Source organism: Polaribacter sp. BAL334, from assembly GCF_015767435.1.
Lineage (GTDB): Bacteria > Bacteroidota > Bacteroidia > Flavobacteriales > Flavobacteriaceae > Polaribacter.
Window position 1 is genome coordinate 1 of sequence record NZ_JADWOV010000207.1, and the last position, 22,748, is coordinate 22,748.

The 22,748-nt window shown below is 30.0% G+C and carries 20 protein-coding genes and 1 pseudogene; 11 read left to right on the forward strand and 10 right to left on the reverse strand.

The window, feature by feature from the left end; translation table 11 throughout:
- The 3 genes and pseudogenes from IU405_RS01335 to metG form a co-directional block, all read right to left on the reverse strand.
- Positions 1 to 140, reverse strand: a pseudogene (locus tag IU405_RS01335) (D-xylose transporter XylE); the annotation flags it as partial.
- 20 nt (positions 141 to 160) lie between these two features.
- Positions 161 to 1,582 carry a hypothetical protein gene (locus IU405_RS01340; RefSeq protein WP_197436829.1) on the reverse strand — a complete coding sequence of 474 codons (1,422 nt, stop codon included), beginning with the start codon at positions 1,580 to 1,582 and terminating at the stop codon, positions 161 to 163.
- A gap of 5 nt (positions 1,583 to 1,587) precedes the next feature.
- The gene (gene metG, locus IU405_RS01345) at positions 1,588 to 3,678 is read right to left on the reverse strand and encodes a methionine--tRNA ligase (protein ID WP_197436830.1); all 2,091 of its coding nucleotides are present in this window, start codon (positions 3,676 to 3,678) and stop codon (positions 1,588 to 1,590) included.
- Between the two features lie 164 nt (positions 3,679 to 3,842).
- Here metG and IU405_RS01350 point away from each other — a divergent pair, with 164 nt between their 5' ends.
- Together IU405_RS01350 and IU405_RS01355 are read left to right on the forward strand one after the other, a co-directional pair.
- Positions 3,843 to 4,799: an LD-carboxypeptidase gene (locus IU405_RS01350; RefSeq protein ID WP_231749446.1), complete on the forward strand. Its 957-nt coding sequence runs from the start codon at positions 3,843 to 3,845 to the stop codon at positions 4,797 to 4,799.
- 11 nt (positions 4,800 to 4,810) lie between these two features.
- Complete coding sequence (locus IU405_RS01355) at positions 4,811 to 5,170, forward strand: YraN family protein (RefSeq protein WP_197436832.1); 360 nt, start codon at positions 4,811 to 4,813, stop codon at positions 5,168 to 5,170.
- A gap of 195 nt (positions 5,171 to 5,365) precedes the next feature.
- On the opposite strand, the gene IU405_RS01360 is transcribed toward IU405_RS01355, so the two are convergent.
- Genes IU405_RS01360 through IU405_RS01375 form a run of 4 tightly spaced genes read right to left on the reverse strand, consistent with a single transcriptional unit; the run spans position 5,366 to position 9,328 of the window.
- Positions 5,366 to 5,719 (reverse strand): phage holin family protein, encoded by a 354-nt coding sequence (locus IU405_RS01360; protein WP_197436833.1) that lies wholly within the window; start codon positions 5,717 to 5,719, stop codon positions 5,366 to 5,368.
- 10 nt (positions 5,720 to 5,729) lie between these two features.
- Positions 5,730 to 7,538, reverse strand: a complete 1,809-nt coding sequence (locus IU405_RS01365) for a GNAT family N-acyltransferase (protein ID WP_197436834.1) — start codon at positions 7,536 to 7,538, stop codon at positions 5,730 to 5,732.
- A gap of 53 nt (positions 7,539 to 7,591) precedes the next feature.
- Positions 7,592 to 8,845, reverse strand: a complete 1,254-nt coding sequence (locus IU405_RS01370) for an aspartate kinase (protein WP_197436835.1) — start codon at positions 8,843 to 8,845, stop codon at positions 7,592 to 7,594.
- 6 nt (positions 8,846 to 8,851) lie between these two features.
- A complete protein-coding gene (locus IU405_RS01375; RefSeq protein WP_197436836.1) occupies positions 8,852 to 9,328 on the reverse strand; it encodes a GNAT family N-acetyltransferase in 477 nt (158 codons plus the stop codon).
- 195 nt (positions 9,329 to 9,523) lie between these two features.
- On the opposite strand from IU405_RS01375, the gene fbp reads away from it, so the two are divergent.
- Together fbp and IU405_RS01385 are read left to right on the forward strand one after the other, a co-directional pair.
- A complete protein-coding gene (fbp, locus tag IU405_RS01380) occupies positions 9,524 to 10,534 on the forward strand; it encodes a class 1 fructose-bisphosphatase (protein WP_197436837.1) in 1,011 nt (336 codons plus the stop codon).
- A 114-nt stretch (positions 10,535 to 10,648) separates the two neighbouring features.
- A complete protein-coding gene (locus tag IU405_RS01385; protein ID WP_197436838.1) occupies positions 10,649 to 11,257 on the forward strand; it encodes a superoxide dismutase in 609 nt (202 codons plus the stop codon).
- Positions 11,258 to 11,330: 73 nt separating this feature from the next.
- Here IU405_RS01385 and IU405_RS01390 read toward each other — a convergent pair whose 3' ends face one another.
- Entirely contained in the window at positions 11,331 to 13,229 is a 1,899-nt protein-coding gene (locus IU405_RS01390) for an amidophosphoribosyltransferase (protein WP_197436839.1), read from the reverse strand.
- Between the two features lie 66 nt (positions 13,230 to 13,295).
- Entirely contained in the window at positions 13,296 to 14,222 is a 927-nt protein-coding gene (locus tag IU405_RS01395; RefSeq protein WP_197436840.1) for a PfkB family carbohydrate kinase, read from the reverse strand.
- A gap of 161 nt (positions 14,223 to 14,383) precedes the next feature.
- Between IU405_RS01395 and IU405_RS01400 the strand changes: the two genes are divergently transcribed.
- The 4 genes from IU405_RS01400 to IU405_RS01415 all read left to right on the forward strand — a co-directional run bounded on the left by IU405_RS01400 (position 14,384) and on the right by IU405_RS01415 (position 16,654).
- Entirely contained in the window at positions 14,384 to 14,809 is a 426-nt protein-coding gene (locus tag IU405_RS01400; RefSeq protein ID WP_197436841.1) for a SufE family protein, read from the forward strand.
- Between the two features lie 13 nt (positions 14,810 to 14,822).
- Positions 14,823 to 15,143: a DUF59 domain-containing protein gene (locus tag IU405_RS01405; RefSeq protein WP_197436842.1), complete on the forward strand. Its 321-nt coding sequence runs from the start codon at positions 14,823 to 14,825 to the stop codon at positions 15,141 to 15,143.
- 81 nt (positions 15,144 to 15,224) lie between these two features.
- Positions 15,225 to 15,731, forward strand: coding sequence for a DUF2480 family protein (locus tag IU405_RS01410; RefSeq protein WP_197436843.1), 507 nt, complete (start codon positions 15,225 to 15,227; stop codon positions 15,729 to 15,731).
- Between the two features lie 68 nt (positions 15,732 to 15,799).
- Complete coding sequence (locus IU405_RS01415; protein WP_197436844.1) at positions 15,800 to 16,654, forward strand: DUF3078 domain-containing protein; 855 nt, start codon at positions 15,800 to 15,802, stop codon at positions 16,652 to 16,654.
- A 111-nt stretch (positions 16,655 to 16,765) separates the two neighbouring features.
- Here the strand turns inward: IU405_RS01415 and IU405_RS01420 are convergent, their stop codons facing one another.
- Positions 16,766 to 18,481, reverse strand: a complete 1,716-nt coding sequence (locus IU405_RS01420; RefSeq protein WP_197436845.1) for a helix-turn-helix domain-containing protein — start codon at positions 18,479 to 18,481, stop codon at positions 16,766 to 16,768.
- A gap of 514 nt (positions 18,482 to 18,995) precedes the next feature.
- On the opposite strand from IU405_RS01420, the gene IU405_RS01425 reads away from it, so the two are divergent.
- From IU405_RS01425 to IU405_RS01435, 3 genes are read left to right on the forward strand one after another with little or no spacing between them, the layout of a single operon-like run.
- Positions 18,996 to 20,117 (forward strand): TlpA disulfide reductase family protein, encoded by a 1,122-nt coding sequence (locus tag IU405_RS01425; protein WP_197436846.1) that lies wholly within the window; start codon positions 18,996 to 18,998, stop codon positions 20,115 to 20,117.
- Positions 20,118 to 20,148: 31 nt separating this feature from the next.
- A complete protein-coding gene (locus IU405_RS01430) occupies positions 20,149 to 21,600 on the forward strand; it encodes a TlpA family protein disulfide reductase (protein ID WP_197436847.1) in 1,452 nt (483 codons plus the stop codon).
- Positions 21,601 to 21,626: 26 nt separating this feature from the next.
- Positions 21,627 to 22,748, forward strand: coding sequence for a TlpA disulfide reductase family protein (locus tag IU405_RS01435; RefSeq protein WP_197436848.1), 1,122 nt, complete (start codon positions 21,627 to 21,629; stop codon positions 22,746 to 22,748).

Here is a 22,748-nt window from a genome sequence, read left to right on the forward strand (position 1 = left end):
ACCCAACCTTCTTGAAGTTCTGTTAATTGAAATTCTGGACTTGCATACGACATGACTCCAGAAATAATTCCAGCATCAAAACCAAATAAAAATCCTCCTAAAGAGACTACAAATGCAATTAATGCTAGTTTTTTTGACATGGGTTTAAATTTAAACTAATCTAATCTTCAAATTTTCTAAAAATAACTTCTTTTGAAAATATTTGATAATCAACGTTAATATAATAGTTTTTATATTTAAAAACTGTTTCTCCAGGATTGTCAGTAATGTAATCTTCCATTTTATCAAAAGCATTTTTTCCGATTATCCCTTTTACATGATTAAATTCTTGATCAAATAAACATTCAATTCTTGTGGCTTTGTTATTAGTAGCTGAGTTAAATGCTAATTGAGCTGGGTTAAAAAATACGGTTACATTACCCATTGAGGCAATTGGAAGTCCACCAAAAGGCATCATCATCATTCCTCCACCAGAATTTTGCTCTACATAACCTCCAATAACAACATGGAATTTATCATAAAAATTTCTAAAAGACACACCAATTTTACCACTAGAAATCTTTCTAAAAAACTGTTTAGTTTTTTCTAATTCTCTGTAATCCTCAAACCTTCCTCCTTCTTGAATAATAGGAGTGTTTTTAAAACTAATAGAGTCATTTACATTTAAAGTGAGAGTTTTTAATAATTCTCCTGATGTAAAATTTAAAAAATTAATGGATAAGTTTTCTTTATTAACTGCTATATTGCTAAGAATATCTCCATTTAGAAAAGAATTGGTTTTTGTGGAATTGCCTCCAAGTATACTTTTTTTGAATTTATTTGATGTTGCTTTTAGTGTCTTTAAATCTATTTGAAGAATTTGGCTAAACTCGTTATTAATATCTATAGAAAAAACAATATAATTTTCTCTTGAGAACATTTTTACTTCCTCTGATGCAATTTCTATAGATATTGGGGTATTATCTTCAATTTTTTTGATTGAACCAGCATTGAGTAAAATTGATAAAAGATTATAGTCTGTCCCTTTTTTGTTTATAAATTCTAAATCTGAAGTTTCAATATAATTTCTTTTTGGAAAACCATCGTCATCAAAAGTATATATAAAAAGTTTATTGTTTAATTTAGATCCAGTTATTAAGTAAAATTGATTGTTCCAATCAGCAGTTTGTATAAAGTATTCTTGTGAACTTATCAAAAAATCATTGGAAGAACTAATTTTATTTTCAAAAGAAAAGCTTACAGAAGAAAATTTATCTTCATTTTTATTTGTTAAAAAAACACGATAAGAATTTGATTCTGAAACACTTGATCCAATTAAAGTTTTATATTCTCTACTTTTTTCTTCAGATACCATTTTATCCAAAACTTTAAAGTCAGAGTTTAATTTATATCCATAAACATTTTTAGCATCAACAATAAAATATGCAATATCACCATTTTTAGCATTTACAATTGGGATAACATCTTTTACAGTTGAGGACGATTTTTTTAAATCATTTTCAAAAGAAACCAATCTTTGTTGTGAGTTTAAAAGATTACTTGTTCCTAAAAAAATCAGGAAACATAAAATTGTTTTAGTCATAATTATTAACTTATTTCTTGTCCGTTTGCAACTTTTTCAGAGGGCTCTACAAAAGCCAATTTTCCATCAACAGTATCAGTCATTAAAATCATTCCTTGACTTTCAATTCCTTTGATATTTCTTGGCGCCAAATTTACCAACACAGAAACTTGCTGTCCAATAATTTCTTTTGGCGAAAAACTCTCAGCAATTCCAGAAACAATAGTTCTAACGTCCAACCCAACATCGACTTTTAGTTTCAATAATTTTTTGGTTTTGGCAACTTTTTCAGCTTCTAAAATAGTCCCAATTCTGATATCTAATTTTGTAAAATCTTCAAATTCAATAATTTCTTTTTGAGGATTTACGGTTTTATTACCTGCCTGTTCGTTAGACAGGTCATTTTCATTGGCTTTTTTCGTGGCAATTAATTTTTGCAATTGCGCTTCAATAGCATCATCTTCAATTTTTGAAAATAACAAATCAGCTTGTCCAATTTGATGATTTGGTTGCAATAACACTTCTTTTTCAGCAACATCATTCCAAGAAATTCCTTTGTCTTTTTTGCAAAAAACAATGTTCAATAAGTTTTTCAATTTGGTGGATGTAAAAGGCAAAAAGGGTTCAGAAACAACTGTCAAACCAGCTACAATTTGCAAAGCAACATAGAGGATAGTTTTGACACGTTCTTCATCAACTTTGATTACTTTCCAGGGTTCTTCATCCGCCAAATATTTGTTTCCCAATCTTGCCAAATTCATCATTTCTTGAGATGCTTCTCTGAAACGATACCGTTCAATAGATTTTCCAATTTTGTCTGGAAATTCTTTCAAAGCCGCTAAAACATCTTCATCAATTGCTGAAAAATCGTTTGGAGTTGGCACAAATCCATCATAATATTTGTGTGTCAAAACAACCACTCGATTGATGAAATTTCCAAAAATTGCCACCAATTCATTGTTATTTTTTGCTTGAAAATCTTTCCAAGTAAAATCGTTGTCTTTATTTTCGGGCGCATTTGCAGTTAACGTGTAGCGCAATACGTCTTGTTGATTTGGGAAATCTTCCAAATATTCGTGCAACCAAACTGCCCAATTTTTAGAAGTTGATAATTTATTTCCTTCTAAATTTAAAAATTCATTTGCAGGAACATTGTCTGGCAAAATAAAATCTCCATGTGCTTTTAACATACTTGGAAACACAATACAATGAAAAACGATGTTGTCTTTTCCTATAAAATGCACCAATTTTGTGTCGCTGTTATACCAATAATCTTCCCAATTTTTTCCTTCTCTTTCAGCCCATTCTTTGGTGGAAGAAATGTATCCAATGGGTGCATCAAACCAAACATACAATACTTTTCCTTCCGCATTTTCCAATGGCACTGGAATTCCCCAATCCAAATCACGTGTAACCGCTCTTGGACGCAAACCATCGTCAATCCAACTTTTTACTTGTCCATAAACATTGGGTTTCCAGTCGTTTTTGTGACCCACTAAAATCCATTCACGCAAAAAGTTTTCATATCTATCCAAAGGTAAAAACCAATGTTTTGTAGATTTTAAAGTAGGAATATTCCCAGTAATCGCTGATTTTGGATTGATTAAATCTGTGGCATTATGACTCGTTCCACAACTTTCACATTGATCACCATAACTGCCATCAAAACCACATTTTGGGCAGGTTCCTACCACAAAACGATCTGCCAAAAATTGATTAGCTTGTTCGTCAAACAATTGTTCTGTAATTTCTTCGATAAAATCTCCTTGGTTGTACAATTTTGTAAAAAAATCGGAGGCTGTTTTGTGATGAATTTCAGCAGAAGTTCTTGAATAATTATCAAAAGAAATTCCAAAATCTTGGAAGGATTTTTTGATGATTTCGTGATATTTATCGATAATTTCTTTTGGAGAAATGCCTTCTTTTTTGGCTTTCATAGGAATCGCAACTCCATGTTCATCAGAACCACAGATGTAGGCAACATCAGCTCCTTTCAATCGCAAATAACGTGCGTAAATATCTGCAGGCACATACACACCTGCCAAATGTCCAATGTGAATAGGACCGTTTGTATAAGGTAATGCTGCAGTAATGGTATATCTTTTGGGATGAGTCATCAAAATTTCTTAGAATTTAAGAATGTAACTATTTTTTTGTTGGACAAAAGTACAAAAAACAGGGTTTTAATTTCGATTGAAATTGATACATTTACAAAGAATAGTTTTTAAATTTATAAAAAAAGAGAATGGCAATTATTTACAGAAAAACACTTCTGCCTTTAATGTTACTTTATTTCGTTTCATTTGTTTCTGCTCAAGAAAAATTCATAAAACCACCCTATTTAAAAACAGGGGATACTGTCGCAATTGTTGCGCCAGCAGGAATTTTGAAAAACAGAGAAGAAACGATTGAAAAAGCAAAAAGCGTATTGATTTCTTGGGGATTAAACGTGGTTTTGGGCAAGAATGTGTTCAATCAAAACAATCATTTTGCAGGCACAGATGAAGAACGGTTACAAGATTTTCAAGAAGCCTTAGACATTCCAACTGTCAAAGCAATTTGGGCTGCAAGAGGAGGGTATGGCTCTGTTCGGATTTTAGACAACATCAATCTTTCCAAGTTCAAAAAAAAACCAAAATGGATTGTTGGATATTCTGATATTACAGCTTTTCACAACCATGTAAACAACCTAGGTTTTGAAACCTTACATGCCATGATGCCCACAAGTTTAGAGGAAAAACCGGAAGAAATTGTTGAAACTATGGCAAGTTTTAAAAATGCTTTGTTTGGCGAAAAATTGTCTTATGAAATTCCGTCTTCGACATACAACAGAAATGGAAAAATTTCAGGAGAGATTGTAGGTGGGAATTTATCCATTTTAATGTCAATGTTGGGCTCTAAAAGTCAATTGAAAACTGATGGAAAAATCCTTTTTATCGAAGAAATTGGAGAGTACGAATATGCCATAGACAGAATGTTGCAAAGTTTGAAAAGAGCAGGGTATTTCAATAATTTGAAAGGAGTTGTTTTGGGAAATTTTTCTAAAATTAGAAAAAATCCTACCTCTTGGGGAAGCACCATTGAAGAATTGATTTTAGCAGTTTTACCAAAAGAAATTCCTATTTTATTTGATTTTCCTGCTGGGCATGAAGCGGATAATAGAGCCCTATTTTTTGGAAGAAAAGTGGAAATACACATTCAAAAAGATACTTCAACAGTGATTTTTCATCAAAAATAAATTGAAATAATTTGGCAGAACATAACGAATTAGGAGAAATTGGAGAACAATTAGCGATTGATTATTTGCTGAAAAATGGCTATCAAATCTTGGAACGCAATTATCGTTATATCAAAGCAGAAGTTGATATTATTGCGCTGAAAGAGAACACGTTAATTGCTGTAGAAGTAAAAACAAGAAGCTCCAATTATTTTGGAAATCCAGAGGATTTTGTGAGCAAAAAAAAGATAAAATTATTGGTTTTTGCTGTTGATCATTATGTGGTTCAAAGAGATTTGGATGTCAACGTTCGCTTTGATATCATCGCTATCACATTGGAAAAAAATTCGCACAAATTAGAGCATTTGGAGGATGCTTTTTTATACTTTTAATCAGTTGGGTGTAATTGAATTTTAAAATGAAATTGCCACGAATTCACAGATTTTTTATATCCAATGAATCCTATAAATTTGAATTTTCATCAAAGATGAAAACAATTATTCTTATGAATTTCTTAAAATTTGTGAATTCGTGGCAAAAAAATTATTTTTCTATCAAATAAAATAGATTAACCCAACAGGTTACTTTTAGTTCACTTCTGTTTTTTCTTTTACAAACGAAAGTAAAAATGGACGCAGAATAGAAAGTAAAATACTGAACAATAATGCGTGCCAAAAGCCTGCTACCATGAATCCATCTACAAATTTATCAGCCAAAAGAATAATTCCTGCATTGATAACGAATAAAAACAGCCCTAATGAAATGATGGTCACTGGGAAAGTAAGCAACACAATGACGGGTCTTACAAAAATATTTAGCAATCCAATAACCAACGCAACTGTAATTGCGGCAATGTAATTTTCAATTCTTACCCCTGGTAAAACAGATGCCAAGAAAAATACAGCTAAGGCAGTCAATAAAATTCTGAGAATTATATTCATTTTTTTAAATTTATTTTTTCAATGACTCTTCTGTCGCTTTTCGTTCTAATTCCGCTTGGAATTCTTCCATGACTGGTTTTACAGTACTTTCAGGAATATCTGCCACTTTGATGTACATCAAACCATCAATTGCATTGTTGAATTTTGGATCCACATTGAATGCCACTAAACGTGCGTTTTGTTTCACATATTTTTTTATCAATACTGGAATTCGCAATGCTCCTGGCTCAATTTCGTCAATTACTTTATCAAATTTTTGCATATCAGCTTTTGTAGCATCAAAAACAAAATCTTTATCTGCGTCTTTCAATTTCACTTTATATTCCTTTTTTGGTTGAATATATTGCGCAATATAAGGATCGTAATAATGCGATTTCATGAATTCAATCATCAACGATTTAGAAAAATCTGAAAATTGATTGCTGATAGAAACGCCTCCTAATAAATATTTATGCTCTGGATAACGCAACGTAACATGCACAATTCCTTTCCATAATAAAAATAATGGCATAGGTTTTTGCTGATATTCTTTGATGATAAAAGCACGTCCCATTTCAATGGTATTTTCCATCATTTGATACAATTCTGGTTCTATTCTGAACAAAGTTTGCACATAAAAACCATTGATACCATATTTTTTAAAAATCTCACTTCCTAAACCCATTCTGTAGGCACCAGCCAAACAATTTGCTTCTCTGTCCCATAAAAATAAATGGTAATAATATTTGTCATATTTGTCCAAATCAACTGAATTATTGGTGCCTTCACCTACATCTCTAAAGGTAATTTCGCGCAAACGACCAATTTCATGCAACAAATTAGGAATGTCTTTTGCATTGGCAAAAAAGACTTCATAATTTTTACTTTCCAATAATCTTCCTTCTTTTTCACGCAAATCATCCACTTCTTTGACAAACAAATCCACATTTTTTTGTGGGGCAATTTTTTTAGCAGGCTTTTTTATTTTGATGTTTTGAGCAGAAATCAGTTTGTGCGCTTTTTCAAAAGGATTTGCCAACATGTAGGTTTTTTTTCTTATAAATTCTGAAAAAGCGGGGATTTCAGTAAACTCTCTCTGGTCATCTACAGATATAGGTTTTCCAATACGAACTCTAATCACTTTTCCGTTTTGAGAAATCACTTCTGATGGCAATTTGGCAGTACGTAACGTATCACTGATTTTAGATAAAAAGTAAAAAAGGCGACTGTTTTTTGCGTGAAAATAAATCGGAATTACTGGAACTTCAGCTTTTTTGATAAGCCTCACAGCAGCTTCTTCCCAAGGTTTATCTACTTTTAATTTTCCGTCTTTGTAAGTAGAAACTTCGCCTGCAGGAAAAATTCCTAAAGGTTTTCCTTCTTGCAAATGCAACAACGCATTTTTGATTCCTGCAACACTAGATTTTGCATCCTTTCTATTTTCAAAAGGATTTACAGGCATTACATAAGGCTGTAAAGGCTCAATTCTGTGCAATAAAAAATTGGCTATAATTTTATAATCAGCGCGTTTTTCAATCAGTAATTTTAGCAATAAAACACCGTCAATTCCACCCAAAGGATGATTGGAAACTGTAATAAAAGCGCCGTCTTTTGGAATTCTTTTTAAATCTTCCTCAGGAATTTGAAAAACGATATTACAATCGTTCAAAACACCGTTTAAAAAGTGAAGTCCTTCTTTGTTTTTATTTTTGTTATAAATCCTGTTGATGGCGGAAATACGCAAAATTCGAATCAAAAGCCAACCTACAAAAGTTCCTAAAAAACCAAACTTTTCAAGACCAATTACGCCTGCAATTTCTTTAGATGTTACTAATGCCATAAGTTATTCAAAGACTAACGACAAACATACTAAAAAAAATGCAACTACTACTTTTAAATCGCTTTTACCACCATTTGAAGTGTTTCTTTATTTACTTGTGTCAATAATGAAGCACCTTTTTCTTCAATAGTTTTGATAGCTTTGTCATCAAAATGACGCACTGTAAAAAGATCTACTTCTTTTTGAACGTCCATCTTAAATTCGTTTTTCAAATCTTGATAAAAGTCATCAAACTTATTGAATTTGTTATCCACACAAACTGAAAAACTAATGGCAGAATTTTGAATTAAATTTACTTTCAGTTGATATTCATGTAATTTTTGAAAAATAAAACTGATGTTGTTCTCCACCATAAACGAAAAATCGAGTGCAGAAATAGAAACTAAAATTTGATTTTTCTTGACAATAAAACAAGGAATATAAGGCTCTAAAAGGGCACCTTTTGAAACTCTAGTTCCAGGTTCTTTGGGATTGATAAACGAACGAACCAACAACGGAATTTCCTTTTTTTGCAATGGTTGCAAGGTTTTTGGATGAATTACAGAAGCTCCATAAAACGCCATTTCAATTGCTTCTTCGTAGGAAATTTGATTTAATAATGTGGTTTCTTCAAAAACTCTTGGGTCAGCATTCAGTACGCCTTCTACATCTTTCCAAATAGTTACGCTTTCAGCATTCAAGCAGTAAGCAAAAATTCCAGCAGTATAATCTGAACCTTCTCTACCCAAAGTTGTGGTATTTTCAGTATCATTTCCAGCCAAAAATCCTTGAGTAATGTTCAGTTTTGAGGTGTCAACTTTTGAGGTAATTATACTTTCTGTAAGATTCCAATCTACTTTTGCATCTCTATAATTACTATCTGTTTTGACGTAATTTCGAACATCAAACCAGGTATTATTGATGCCTAATTTTGCCAAATACGCACTTACAATTTTGGTAGACAACAACTCACCAAAACAGATAATTTGGTCATATACGTAATTGTATCTTTGTGATGTATTTCTCGCTAAAAACCAACCCAATTCACCAAAAAGAATGTCAATTTCTTGATAAACAGCGTCGTTTTTATCAAAAAGCGAATTCATAATATTTTTGTGATACTCATCAATAAAATTCAATTTTGAGGGCAATTCTTCTGATTTGTGATAGTAAGCGTCTATTACTTCTTCAAAAGCATTGGTTATTTTTCCCATCGCAGAAATCACCACTAGTGTATCTGAATTTCCTTCAGATTGAATAATTTTTGCTACATTTTTTACGCCTTCAGCATCTTTTACAGATGCTCCTCCAAACTTAAATATTTTCATTTTGCGTTATTTTTGAATAAATTTTGCTAAATTTTCTTTGTTCATTTGAACTACGTGCCAACCACTTAAATACGTTGCGCCAGTACTTTTATAAAATTCAATGGCGTTGGTATTCCAATCCAATACTTCCCATGCAACCCTATTAAAATTATGATTATAAGCATATTTTAAAACTGCTGTGTACAATGCTTTTCCAACACCTAAATTTCTTTTTTGATTTGTTACAATTAAGTCTTCTAAATGAATTGTTTTTCCTTTCCAAGTAGAATATCGTTCGTAAAAAAGCGCCATTCCAATGATGATTTCATTCTCTTCTGCCACAAAAAGTTTGAATTTTGGAGTTTCAGAAAATCCGTCTTTTAGTAAATCTTCTGTTGTGATTTCAACAGCATTGGGTTCTTTTTCAAAAACAGCCAATTCAATAATCAAGTCTAAAATAGCTTGCACGTCTTTTGGCTGTCCTTGTCTGATGGTAAAACTCATTTTTATAAATTTTCAGCAAATGTAAATCATTTTCAATTGGACGAAAATTTTCAGAAATTTTTTGACAAAATAACCTATAATGTTGAATTTTTATAGAATGAATTTTTCATAAAAAAAGTTGCAAAAAGACCACTAAATCGTTGTAGTTCTTACAAAAAGATAGCATCTTTGTGGCATCAATCAAAAACATATTTCATGTCATCAAAAAATCAAACATTAGGAGAGTTTATTATTGAAAATCAATCCGCATTTAGATATACTTCTGGAGAACTTTCACGATTGTTAAACTCGCTAAGATTGGCTGCAAAAGTGGTGAATCACGAAGTGAATAAAGCAGGTTTGGTAGATATTTTGGGTGCTGCTGGTGATGTGAATATTCAAGGCGAAAATCAACAAAAATTGGATGTATATGCCAATGAAGTATTCATCAAAACCTTAACCAAAAGAAATATTGTTTGTGGAATTGCGAGTGAAGAAGAAGATGATTTTATTTCTATCAATAGTCAAGATGAAAACCATCAAAATAAATATATCGTTTTAATTGATCCTTTGGATGGTTCCTCAAATATTGATGTAAATGTTTCTGTAGGAACGATTTTTTCTATTTACAGACGTGTAACTCCTGTTGGAACTCCAGTAACCATTGAAGATTTTCTACAAAAAGGAAGTGAACAAGTAGCTGCAGGATATATCGTTTATGGTACTTCTACGATGTTGGTGTACACTACTGGTCATGGCGTTAATGGATTTACATTGAATCCTGCAATTGGCTCTTTTTATTTGTCTCATCCCAATATGACATTTCCAGAAACAGGAAATATTTATTCCGTAAATGAAGGAAATTATTTGGATTTTCCGTTAGGAATCAAAAAATACATCAAATATTGCCAAGAAGAAGAAGGTGATAGACCATACACAAGCAGATATATTGGTTCGTTAGTATCTGATTTTCATAGAAATATGATTAAAGGCGGCATTTACATGTATCCAAAAGGCTCAAGAAATCCTGATGGAAAATTGCGTTTATTATACGAATGCAATCCAATGGCTTTTTTGGCAGAACAAGCTGGAGGAAAATCTTCAGATGGCTATATAAGAACGTTGGATGTTGTACCCACTTCATTACACCAAAGAGTACCCTTTATTTGTGGAAGTAAAAAAATGGTAGAAAAGGCAGAAGAATTTATGCGCGAGTTTGGAGAATAAGTGATTTCTATACAGTTATAAAATATCAACACAGAAACTTCTTGGAAAACCCTTCTGAAATGGTTAATTTTACAATCTTAATATTTTATACTAACATTTTAAAAACATAAAAAAATGGCTTTTCAATTACCAGAATTAGGATATGCTTACGATGCATTAGAACCAAATATTGATGCAAGAACTATGGAAATTCACCATACAAAACATCACCAAGCATATACAAACAACTTAAATAATGCGATTGCAGGAACAGATTTAGAAGGAAAATCTATTGAAGATATTCTGACAAATTTAGACATGAAAAATGGCGCTGTAAGAAACAATGGAGGTGGATTTTACAATCACAATTTGTTTTGGACAGTACTAAATCCTGAAGATAGAGGCTATTTATCTGGCGAATTAAAAGATGCTATTGAAGCTGAATTTGGTTCAAAAGAAGCTTTTATGGATGTATTTTCAAAAGCAGCTGCAACACAATTTGGTTCAGGTTGGGCTTGGTTATGTGTGCATAAAGGAGGGAAAGTGGAAGTTTGTTCAACACCAAATCAAGACAATCCATTGATGCCAGGCGTAACTTGTGGAGGAACACCTATTTTAGGATTGGATGTTTGGGAACATGCTTACTATTTAAATTATCAAAACAGAAGACCAGATTATATCAACGCTTTCTTTAAAGTAATTAACTGGAATGAAGTTGAAAGACGTTATGCTGCTGCTAAGTAATTAGCAATTGATATAAAAACAAAAAAGCATCCAATTTTTGGATGCTTTTTTGTTTTTATAAATAGGTTACTTTTTAATAAGCCCTTTTATTATTCCCTTCATAGAAATTAATAAATGCTTGATTTACAACTCTATGGCCTCCAGGTGTTGGATAATTTCCTGTAAAATACCAATCGCCTAAATTTTCTGGACAGGCTTTGTGCAAACCTTCAATAGTTTGATAAATTACTTCCACGTCAGCATTGATATCATCTGTTTTGAGCATTTGCGCAATTTTAGCCGAAATTTCTTCCGCAGAAAATGGCTTGTAAATTTCCTTTACATGATTGATGATTTCAACATCTTTTTTGGATTGTTGTTCTTTGCATTTTTGGTAAACCTCATCCACAATATGATATTTATTGTGGTCTTTCAGCAATTCTAAGGCAGCTTTGAAAGCAATAAAAGCATCAATTCTTGCCATGTCAATTCCGTAACAATCTGGATATCTAATTTGTGGAGCAGAAGAAACAATCACTATTTTTTTTGGTTGCAATCTGTCTAAAATTCTGATAATACTCTTTTTCAAAGTAGTTCCTCGAACAATACTATCATCAATAACAACCAAATTATCAGTAGGTTTTACCACTCCATACGTTACATCATACACATGTTCCACCAAATCATCTCTTGAACTGTCATCCGCAATAAAAGTTCTCAATTTGGCATCTTTAATGGCGATTTTTTCAAATCGAGGTCTTTCAGATAAAATTTCGGTTACTTTTTGAGCGGATAAATTTTTACCTCCTGCTAAAATTTTGGCTGTTTTTTGTTCATTTAACAAATCTTCAGCAGCTTCTGTCATTCCATAAAAAGAAGTTTCAGCGGTGTTTGGGATGTATGAAAAAACAGTATTTGCAATATCACTATTAATCGATTTTAAAACTTGAGGAAATACATATTTTCCTAGATTTTTTCGCTCTTTATATATGCTGGCATCACTTCCTCTTGAAAAATAAATTCGCTCAAAAGAACAGGATTTTTTGATGCCAGGTTCATTGACCAATTTTACAGAGGTTTTTCCGCTTTTTTTGATAATCAAAGCATGTCCGGGTTCCAATTCTTGGACATCTTCGATTTTTACATTAAAAACCGTTTGAATTACAGGTCTTTCTGATGCAACTACGACAACTTCCTCATTTTCAAAGAAAAAAGTAGGTCTAATTCCATTAGGATCTCTCAATACAAATGCATCTCCATGACCCACCAAACCAGCCATTGCATAGCCTCCATCCCAACTTTTTGAAGATCTTTTCAATACTTTTTTCAAGCTTAAATGTTCTTCAATATAAGGGGAAGCTTGTCGTTTATTAAATCCTTCTTTTTTGGCTTCTTGATACAATTTCGCAACTTCATCTTCCAAAAAATGACCGATTTTTTCCATCACAGTTACAGTATCTGTAAATTCTTTGGGATGCTGACCCAATTCAATCAATTCTTCTAAAATTTGATTGGAATTGGTCATGTTGAAATTTCCAGCAACTATCAAATTTTTATGTTTCCAATTGCTTTGACGCAAAAATGGATGCACACTTTCGATGCTATTTTTTCCAAAAGTTCCATAACGAACATGTCCTAAAAACAAATTTCCAATGTAGGGCATGTTTTCTTCTTGCCATTTTACGTCGTCTTTTTTGTCTGGAAATTCCTCAAAAGTGCTGTTAATTCGTTCGTTGATTTGCGCAAAAATATCCTGAATTGGTTGAGATTGATTCGAGCGAACTCTACTGATATATCTTGTGCCAGGTTCAACATTGAATTTTATACTCGCAAAACCTGCTCCATCTTGACCACGATTGTGCTGTTTTTCCATCAACAAATACATTTTATTGATTCCGTAAAAAGCAGAACCATATTTGTCTTTATAGTATTGTAGCGGTTTTTTTAATCGAACCAATGCAATTCCACATTCGTGTTTGATAGCATCACTCATTTTTACTTTAATAGTTTTATTTTAATATTAAAAAAAAATCCGCAGCCAAAAAACTGCGGATTAAAATTACGATAATTTTATGTCAAATTGTGTCAATTCCTTGAAGGCTTGCAAACGGTTGATAACTTCTTCCGAAGTCAATTCTTGCATGCGTTCTGTACCAAATTTCTCCACACAAAATGAAGCCAAATTAGAGCCATAAATAATGGCATTTTTCATATTTTCAAAGGAAATGTCTCCTGTTTTTGCCAAATATCCACAAAATCCTCCTGCAAAGGTGTCTCCAGCTCCTGTTGGGTCAAAAACTTCTGCCAATGGCAATGCAGGTGCAAAAAACATATTACCTTCATTGAATAATAAAGCGCCATGTTCCCCTTTTTTGATTACCACAAATTTTGGTCCCATTTCATGAATTTTTTTGGCGGCATTTACCAAAGAATATTCTCCTGAAAGTTGACGTGCTTCTTCATCATTGATGGTAATTACATCTACTTTTTTCAATACTTGATGCAGTTCATCTAAGGCAATATTCATCCAAAAATTCATGGTGTCTAAGACAATCAATGTTGGTTTTTCAGTCATTTGTTCAATCACTGAATCCTGCACTGAAGGATGTAAATTGCCCAACATCACTATTTTTGCATCTCTAAATTTTTCAGGAACTACCGGTTTAAAATCTTCTAAAACATTCAGTTCCGTAATCAAAGTGTCTCTAGAATTCATGTCATTGTGATAACGTCCACTCCAGAAAAAAGTTTTTCCTGATTTGATGATTTCTATTCCATCAGTATTGATTCCTTTCTCATTCATCATCGATAAATAAGTCTCAGGAAAATCTCCACCAACCACAGAAACAATGCCAGTTTCAATACCAAATTGACTTGCAGCCAACCCAACAAAAGTGCCTGAACCGCCTAAAATTTTATCCGTTTTTCCAAAAGGCGTTTCAATCGCATCAAAAGCTACTGTGCCAACTGCCAAAAGTTTACTCATTGTGTATCATTTTTGTTTTGCTGAATAAAAATTTTCGTTAAAAGTTTTCTAAAACAGTTTCTTTGAATCTTACTGTTATTTAGATTAATTTAATTTTTATCAGTAATTTTGCACATCAATATTGCAAAACAAATTTAAGTCGCAAAAATAAGTTTAAAAAAATGACTATTAAAGAAATACAAGAAGAAATTATTGACGAGTTTTCGATGTTTGATGATTGGATGGAACGTTATGAATATATCATTGAATTGGGGAAATCGTTGCCAATAATTGACAATCAATACAAATTAGATGAAAATTTAATAAAAGGCTGTCAGTCAAAAGTTTGGATGTTTTCGGAATTGGAAAAAGATACTGTAAAATTTACGGCTGATAGTGACGCTATTTTAACAAAAGGGATTGTGGCATTGTTATTACGTGTATATTCTGGTCAAAAACCAAGTGATATTTTGAGTTCGGATACTGATTTTCTTGATAAAATAGGATTGAAAGAACACCTTTCGCCTACAAGAGCCAATGGTTTGGTTTCGATGATCAAACAAATAAAAATGTATGCCATTGCACAACAATCAAAATTAACTACCTAAGATTTTAAAAAAAATGACAGATAAAGAATTAGACGAAATTGGGGATAAAATTATTCGTGTTTTAAAAACCATTTACGACCCAGAAATCCCTGTAGATATTTATGAATTGGGATTGATTTACGATGTTTTTGTATCTGAAGATCATGATGCAAAAATTTTGATGACCTTGACTTCTCCAAACTGCCCAGTGGCTGAAACCTTGCCTGTTGAGGTGGAAGAAAAAATCAAAACATTGAAAGAAATCAATAATTGTGAAGTAGAAATCACTTTTGATCCCACTTGGACTTCAGAAATGATGAGCGAAGAAGCAAAATTGGAATTGGGAATGCTTTAATAATAGTTGTTCGTTTTTGGTTGTTAGTTATTAGTAGTCGAAAAAACCTTGAATTTTGAATTTTAAACTTTGAACTGAAATATGGAAATCATCAATAAAGTAGCCAATAGCGCACTAAAAACCATTGACTTAGAGGTTTTTTATCCTAAAGGAAAAAGAGTGTTATTTGATATCAAAGATTGGTTGTTTCATGAATTGATTTTAAAAGAAAAGGAGTTTAGAGCGTCTGTTGACAATCATGATTGGAGTCAATACCAACAGAGTTTTGTAGCGGTTACTTGCACTGCAGATGCAATTATTCCTTCTTGGGCATTTATGTTGGTAACGTCTAAATTAGTCCCTTTTGCAAACAAAGTAGTGATTGGAAATTTAGAAACTTTAGAAACCATTTTGTATCAAAAAATTATTGAAGATTTATCCACGGAAGACTTTCAAGGAAAACCAGTGATTGTAAAAGGCTGTTCCGAAAAACCAGTCCCAATTGCAGCCTATTCATTTTTATTGGAAAAATTACAACCCATTGCGAAAAGTATTTTATTTGGTGAAGCTTGCTCTTCAGTGCCAATTTATAAGGTGAAAAAGCAATAATTTTTGTTAAAATAAGTTCAATAGTGTATCAATAAAAATGATATTTTTGTAACTTTTAACAAAAGTGAATGAAAAAAATTATCCTGCTACTTTTTATAGTTTTCGCTATAAATTCATTCTCACAAAGCAAAAAAGATAGCGTTCCAAAATGGAAAATGCATGGACGATTTGCCTTTATTTTTAATCAATCTTCTTTTTCTAATTGGGCTTCAGGAGGTGAAAATACAGTTGCAGGAAATATCAATGTCAACTACGATTTAAATTATAAAAAAGACAATCTCAACTGGGATACTAGAATTATCACCAGTTATGGTTTGAGTCACATCAGCAATAAAGGATATCGAAAAACAGACGACCGTTTTGAACTCAATACATTAATAGGTTTGAAAACTGGGAAATATTGGTTTTTATCATTTATTGGTAATTTTAGAACTCAATACACTAAAGGATTTGACTACAAAAAGGAGCCAAAATTATTGGTTTCGGAGTTTTTATCTCCAGCGTATCTGACTTATGGACCTGGGATGTTGTGGAAAAAATCCAATGATTTGCATTTCAATATTGCTCCTGCAACTGCAAGATATACGTTTGTAAGTGATTTTTTCTCTGGAAAATTTGGTGTTGAAGAAGGTAAAAATACTGCTTTCAGTTTGGGTTTTAACTTTTCTATGTATTACAAATTCTGGATTATGGAAAATGTTGAAATGGAAAATATTTTGACATTATATACGGATTATTTGGCCAATATTGGCAATATAGATGTTGATTACCAGACAAATATTCGTTTTGTGGTCAACAAACATATCAAAATGCACATGACTTTTCACACAATCATGGATGATGATGCCTCAAGCAGAGTTCAATTTAGACAATTGTTTGGATTGGGCGTGAATTATAGTTTTCATGAGAAGGTTAAGTATTAACCTTACCTAAAAGTATTTATTAAACTATTAATAATTATTCAAAAGCGTCATAAACAGTAGCTTTATAATTTTTGTTTACGTGAATTTACCCAAATTCAAAAGATAATTTAATTAGTTCCTTTTCTCTAACTCTTTCATAAAGTAGGATGGTTTAATACCTTTCAACTTGAAAAAGGCTTTGGAAAATGATTCTGTATTATTAAATCCAGCTTCCTTGGCTAATGCATGTAATGTAAATTTTCTCAGTAAAGGATTCACCTTTATTTCTGATATTATGTATTCTATCTTTAAATTATTTATGTAGTTTGAGAAAGAAGTATTTTTATAATGATTGATCACCTTAGAAAGGTAATTTGTATTGGTATCAAGTTTTTTTGCCAAAGAATTTAAAGTGATTTTATTGGATGTGAATTTTTTACTTTTCTCAAACTCATCAAGTTTTGCTAGAATGTCATTAACAATATTTTCTGGAACATCTATTTTGTTTTTGTCTAAATTTCCTTTTGTATCGCAATCATTCTGATCATTATTATTTAGTATTTGGAGAAATCTTTTTTTGTATTTTTTTCTTTTGTTGAATTGATGATACAATAAAAAAAGTAATCCTAAAACAATACATGTAAATAAAGTAATAATGGATTTCAACCTTACTTTGCTGTTTTCCATTTCACTTTGAATCAATGCTTTTTCCTTTTTTAATTTGGGAATGTCATATTCTTTAAACATTTTATTACTTAGATAGCTTTCTGTAGCATTTAAAATACTATCAAAATACATCAGTTTATCTATATAAAATAACTGTTTTTTTAAATTGTTTTCCTCTTTATAATAGCTTATTAAATATTCATAGGATTCCCTGAATTCTTTAGTGTATTTTGAATTTGGATTAAAAAGTGAATCAATTTTTTTGTGATATTTTACAGCTTCCTTTTTATTTGCTTTTGAATCATATAATTTGCCCAAATGAAAATAGATGTACGCTAAATTCATGGAATCTTTATTTTTTTCAAAATAAGGTGTGTGTTTTGAAAGACTATCTAACGCAGTTTCATACCTTTTCTCAATAAAATGAATGATACCTTGATTCGCAGAAAAGTGATGGTATTTTTCGATATCTTGTTGCTTTAAAGATTCTTTTACACCAAGTCTGTTATAGTATTTTGCAGAATCTACTTCTTTCAGTTCATAAAAAACATTAGACATCGCCAATAATGTAAGTAAGTATGTATAACTATTTTTTGATAAATCTTTCTTTGAATATGACAAACAAAATCTATAAAGAAGTAATGCTTCGTCAAATTCGCCAATCTTTCTTTTAATAGTTCCAATACTGTAGGTATTTAAAAAAATTAGTTGGTCGTTTTTTTCTATTTCTGCGAATTTGTTAGATTGTAAATAATTTTCTAATGCATTCTTATAATCCCCTTTTCCGTGATAATAAATAGCTTTGGTATTGTAAGCAACCGTTGGATAATTTTTTAGTGGAGCATTTTTAGATAAATTGATAACACTATCCAAATAAAGTAATTTTTTTTCATCATCATATAATGAAGAAAGTATTTGATACCCTGATAAAACTCTTTTTTTTATGTTCTTTTTTTTGGCAACATATACAAAAGCGTTTATGTATTTTATTTGCTCATTTTTTAAAGAAGAGTTGCTGTAAAGATTGAATAATTCTTCTAATGATTTATTTCTAAGTGTATCATTTTGAGTTTGACCCAAAGTTGTAACATGACTAGAAATGAAAAAATAAATTACTATAAAAAAGTATATTTTTTTACAATTAGCCATTTCTAATGTATTTAGTTTTGATTTCTTACTCATCAAGCATTTATTTCAATTCCTTGAAAAAATTAGAGGTCGCTTATTTTAAAAAATAGTCCCCTTAAGAATTAAATTTACTCAAAACTAAAAAAAATATTGTCATTTACTATTATTTATATGCTAATGTTGACAATTAGAGGTTTTAACCGTTTTTTGGATAACATCCACATAAATATAAATTTAACCATTTATTTATCAGTAATTTAAATTTTAGTTATTGCTATAAAATTCATAAATGACATGTCGTTATTTATAAATCTTGATATATAAAGTTTTTTATACAATCTGTTATGATGTACTATTGAGTAAATAATTATTATTTAACGGTCAGAAATCTATTATCAGAAATTATAAATGAATTATTAAAAGGAAATAATATTTCTTTTGATAAAAAAAATGAATTGAAATTTCAAAATCTAGAACAAGCAGGAAATCAATTTGTCTCTAATAGTTGTGTTAATAGGTTTGGGAATTTTTCTAATACTTGTTCTTAAAAATATCTAAACTTAAAAGAATGAATCTAAAAAAAATATTTTTATTGTTTAACCTTTTGACGGTAATTACTTTATTCAATTGCACTAAAACTGATAAAATTAATGAATCTGATTATTATGAAATAAACGCAATTATCAAAGGAGTTAAAGAAAACTCAAAAGTTGTATTACTTAACTATGATGAAAAAAAGGTAATTGATTCTACAATTATCAAACAAGGGAAATTTTATTTCAAGGGAAAAATAGAATTCCCTTTTGAAGCTGCTATTTCAATTGATGATGAATGGTTAATGATACCATTTTGGGTTGAACAAGGAGAAATTTCCATTAGTACTGATAAGCAAACTTTAAAAAAATCTAATTTAGGATATCATGAATTTATAAAAGGAGGTGAAATTAATGATATGAATCTGAAGTTCAATAAATATATTGAGCCTTCACAGGTTAAAAAGGGATTGAAATATAAGGAAATGAAAGAAGGTGTCATTTCAGAAAAAGAATTTCAAAATCAAATTGACACCATATTCAAAAATGTGAATGCTTTTTTTAAGAATGATTCAAATGCAAATAATTATTTTTCTTTATCTCAAATGATTAATTACAGAGAAGGAATTCCCAAAAAAGATTTGAAGATTTATTATAATAAATTATCCCAAAAATTGAAAGACTCGCCAAAAGGAAAAGCATTGTATGATTATTTTACCTACGATGGCGTGAAAGTTGGTGAAATAGCTCCAGAAATTATTGCTAAAAATGTAAATAGAAAAGAAATCAGTTTAAAAGATTATAGGGGAAATTATGTTTTATTAGATTTTTGGGCTTCTTGGTGCATGCCTTGTATTGAGGAAATAAAAACAACTTTGCCAATTTTATATAAAAAATACCAATCTGATAATTTTAAGATTATTAGTTTTTCAACTGACAATGATACTGAATCTTGGATTAAAAAAAGTAATGAATTAAAAATGGCTTGGGATAATATTTCAAACAATATTAAAGCAAATATAAATTCTGTTGCTATTAAATACGGAGTGAAAGTTTTGCCAACAAGATTTTTAATAGATCCAAATGGAATTGTAATTAAAAGATTTACCAATGAAGAAGATTTATTGATAGAAGTTGAAAAAGTAATGAATAAATAAAACTTATTCTTAACCTATTTTACATAAACTTATGAAAAAAGTTATATCAATAATATCCTTGTTAATTTTAATTTCTTGTGATAAAACAGAGAGCAAAATTAAAAAAGCAATATCAGATAAAATAACCCTAATTATTAAGAATGACCTCAATATCAAAACAAATATAGGTTCAGGAGTTAACAGAAAAAATTTTGATAGAATTGATATTGATATTGAGAAGAAATTAGATACTATTAATATTGATGCTCTTTCAAATTTAAAACTATACATAAAAAATCAAAACACATTTACAACTGTTTTATGTAAAAGTGGAGATACTTTACTAATAAACATCTATGATAATGACACTAAAATTCAGTTTAAGAATACAGTTTTAAAAAAATATGATACTCTTTCTCTTGAGGATATTTACAAACTTAATTCAAAAGACCTTATAATAAATCATAATAAACTTTACGAAAAGTTTATGAAGGTTGATGAATCCTCAAATAGAATAACGCCAAATTATCAAGAAATAAAATCAGATATTGTTGCATTTAGAAAACTAGACGAATCCTCTGAAAAAAAGTTTTACAGAAAAAAACAAATACTGAAAAATATTTTTGATAAAAATTTAATAAGCAGCGTAAATTATGATCATGAATTATCTCAATTAAATTTCAAATATTTCTTGTCAATTGTAGAAAGTTATAATGCAAGTGATGATGCCTATTTTTTAAATAAAATCAAAAACATATTTTTTGAAAGTAATTTAGCTTTTAATGATCCATTTGTATCTTATGGTTTTTTAAATGTTTTTATAAGTCAAATAATTTACAAAGAAGAAAATAATGGAATCGTAAACTTTAGTAAAGTATATGATCTACTTCCTACTTATTTTGAAGCAAATCCACTAAAATTATTTCGAGAATTTTGTTTGCATCAAATGACTGAACAAAAAGAAAGCTCCGAAATTGTTTTAAATTATCTAAATAGCTATAAAAATGAATATGACGAAAATTCTTTTACAACATTTTTTGAAAAGAAATATTTAACAAAAGAAAAACAACTAAGCGTTTCTTCAAATTTAGTGGAATTGATTGATGATAAATCAAATAGAATCTCACTTGATGAACTTATAAAAAAGCATCAGGGAAATTTAGTTTATGTTGATTTTTGGGCGAGTTGGTGTGCCCCTTGTAGAGCAGAAATGCCAAGTTCAAAAAAATTACAAAATGAATTTAAAGACTCTAAAATTAAATTTATTTACATTTCAATTGATACTGATAAAAATAAATGGGAAAAAGCATTTAAAGAAGAATTGATAACGGAAAATAATTTTTTTGCGCTCAATTATCCAAAAGCTGATTTTTACAATAATTTTAATTTGAAAACCATTCCAAGATATATCATATTTGATGCAAAAGGAAATTTAATTTATGAGAATGCACCAAGACCAAGTGACAAAAGATTGAAAGAAATTATTTTAGAAAATTTGAACTGATTAATACATTATAATCCTCATTAATTATGACATATAAAAAAATATATTTCCTGATTTTTTCAATAATATTTTTAGTTTTTATCAATTGCACTAAAAATGATAAAATTAATGAATCTGATTATTATGAAATAAATGCAACAATCAAAGGAGTTAAAGAAAACTCAAAAGTATTGCTATATAATTATGAAAAAGAAGAAGTAATCGATTCTACAATTGTAAATCAGGGAAAATTTAATTTTAAAGGGGAATTAGAATTTCCTTTTCAAGCTGGAATTATGATTGATGATGGCGAAAAAATACTCATAGGTTTATGGGCTGAAGAAGGAGAAATAATAATTGAAACAGATATTGAAACAATTAAAGAAAATCAATTTAAAACCAATGATTTTGTAATAGGAAATGAAATAAATCCTTTGAATCTTTCTTATCAAAATCTTTTAAAAAAGCTTTATGCTAAAAGAAATGAAAAATATCAGCAAATGAAAAACGGAATCATTTCTGAGAAAGATTTTCAAAAATATAAAGATTCAATTTTAACAATTACATATAACTTTTTTAATGATAAATCAAATGCAGATAATTATTTCTCTTTATCTCAAATGATCTATTTTAAAGAAGGTATCTCTAAAAAAGATTTGAAAAATTACTATGATAAATTATCTCAAAAATTGAAAGACTCTCCAAAAGGAAAAGCATTGTATGATTATTTTACATTTGAAGGAGTAAAAGTTGGCGAAATTGCACCAGAAATTATTGCTAAAAATGTAAATGGAAAAGTAATCAGTTTAAAAGATTATAGAGGAAATTATGTGCTTTTAGATTTTTGGGCTTCTTGGTGCAAGCCTTGTATTGAAGAAATAAAAACCACTTTGCCAGTTTTACAAAAGAAATATCAAGCTGATAATTTTAAAATCGTCAGTTTTTCATTTGATGTTGATGAAAAATCTTGGCTAAAATCAAGTACAGATTTACAAATTGACTGGATTAATATTTCCGATAATAAAAAATTATCCACAAGTTCAGTTGCATTCAAATATGGAGTAAGTGAAATTCCTAGCAGTTTTCTAATTAGCCCAGATGGAATCGTTTTGAAAAGGTTTCAATATGGTGAGGATTTATTGAAAGGAGTTGAGAAAGTAATTAAATAA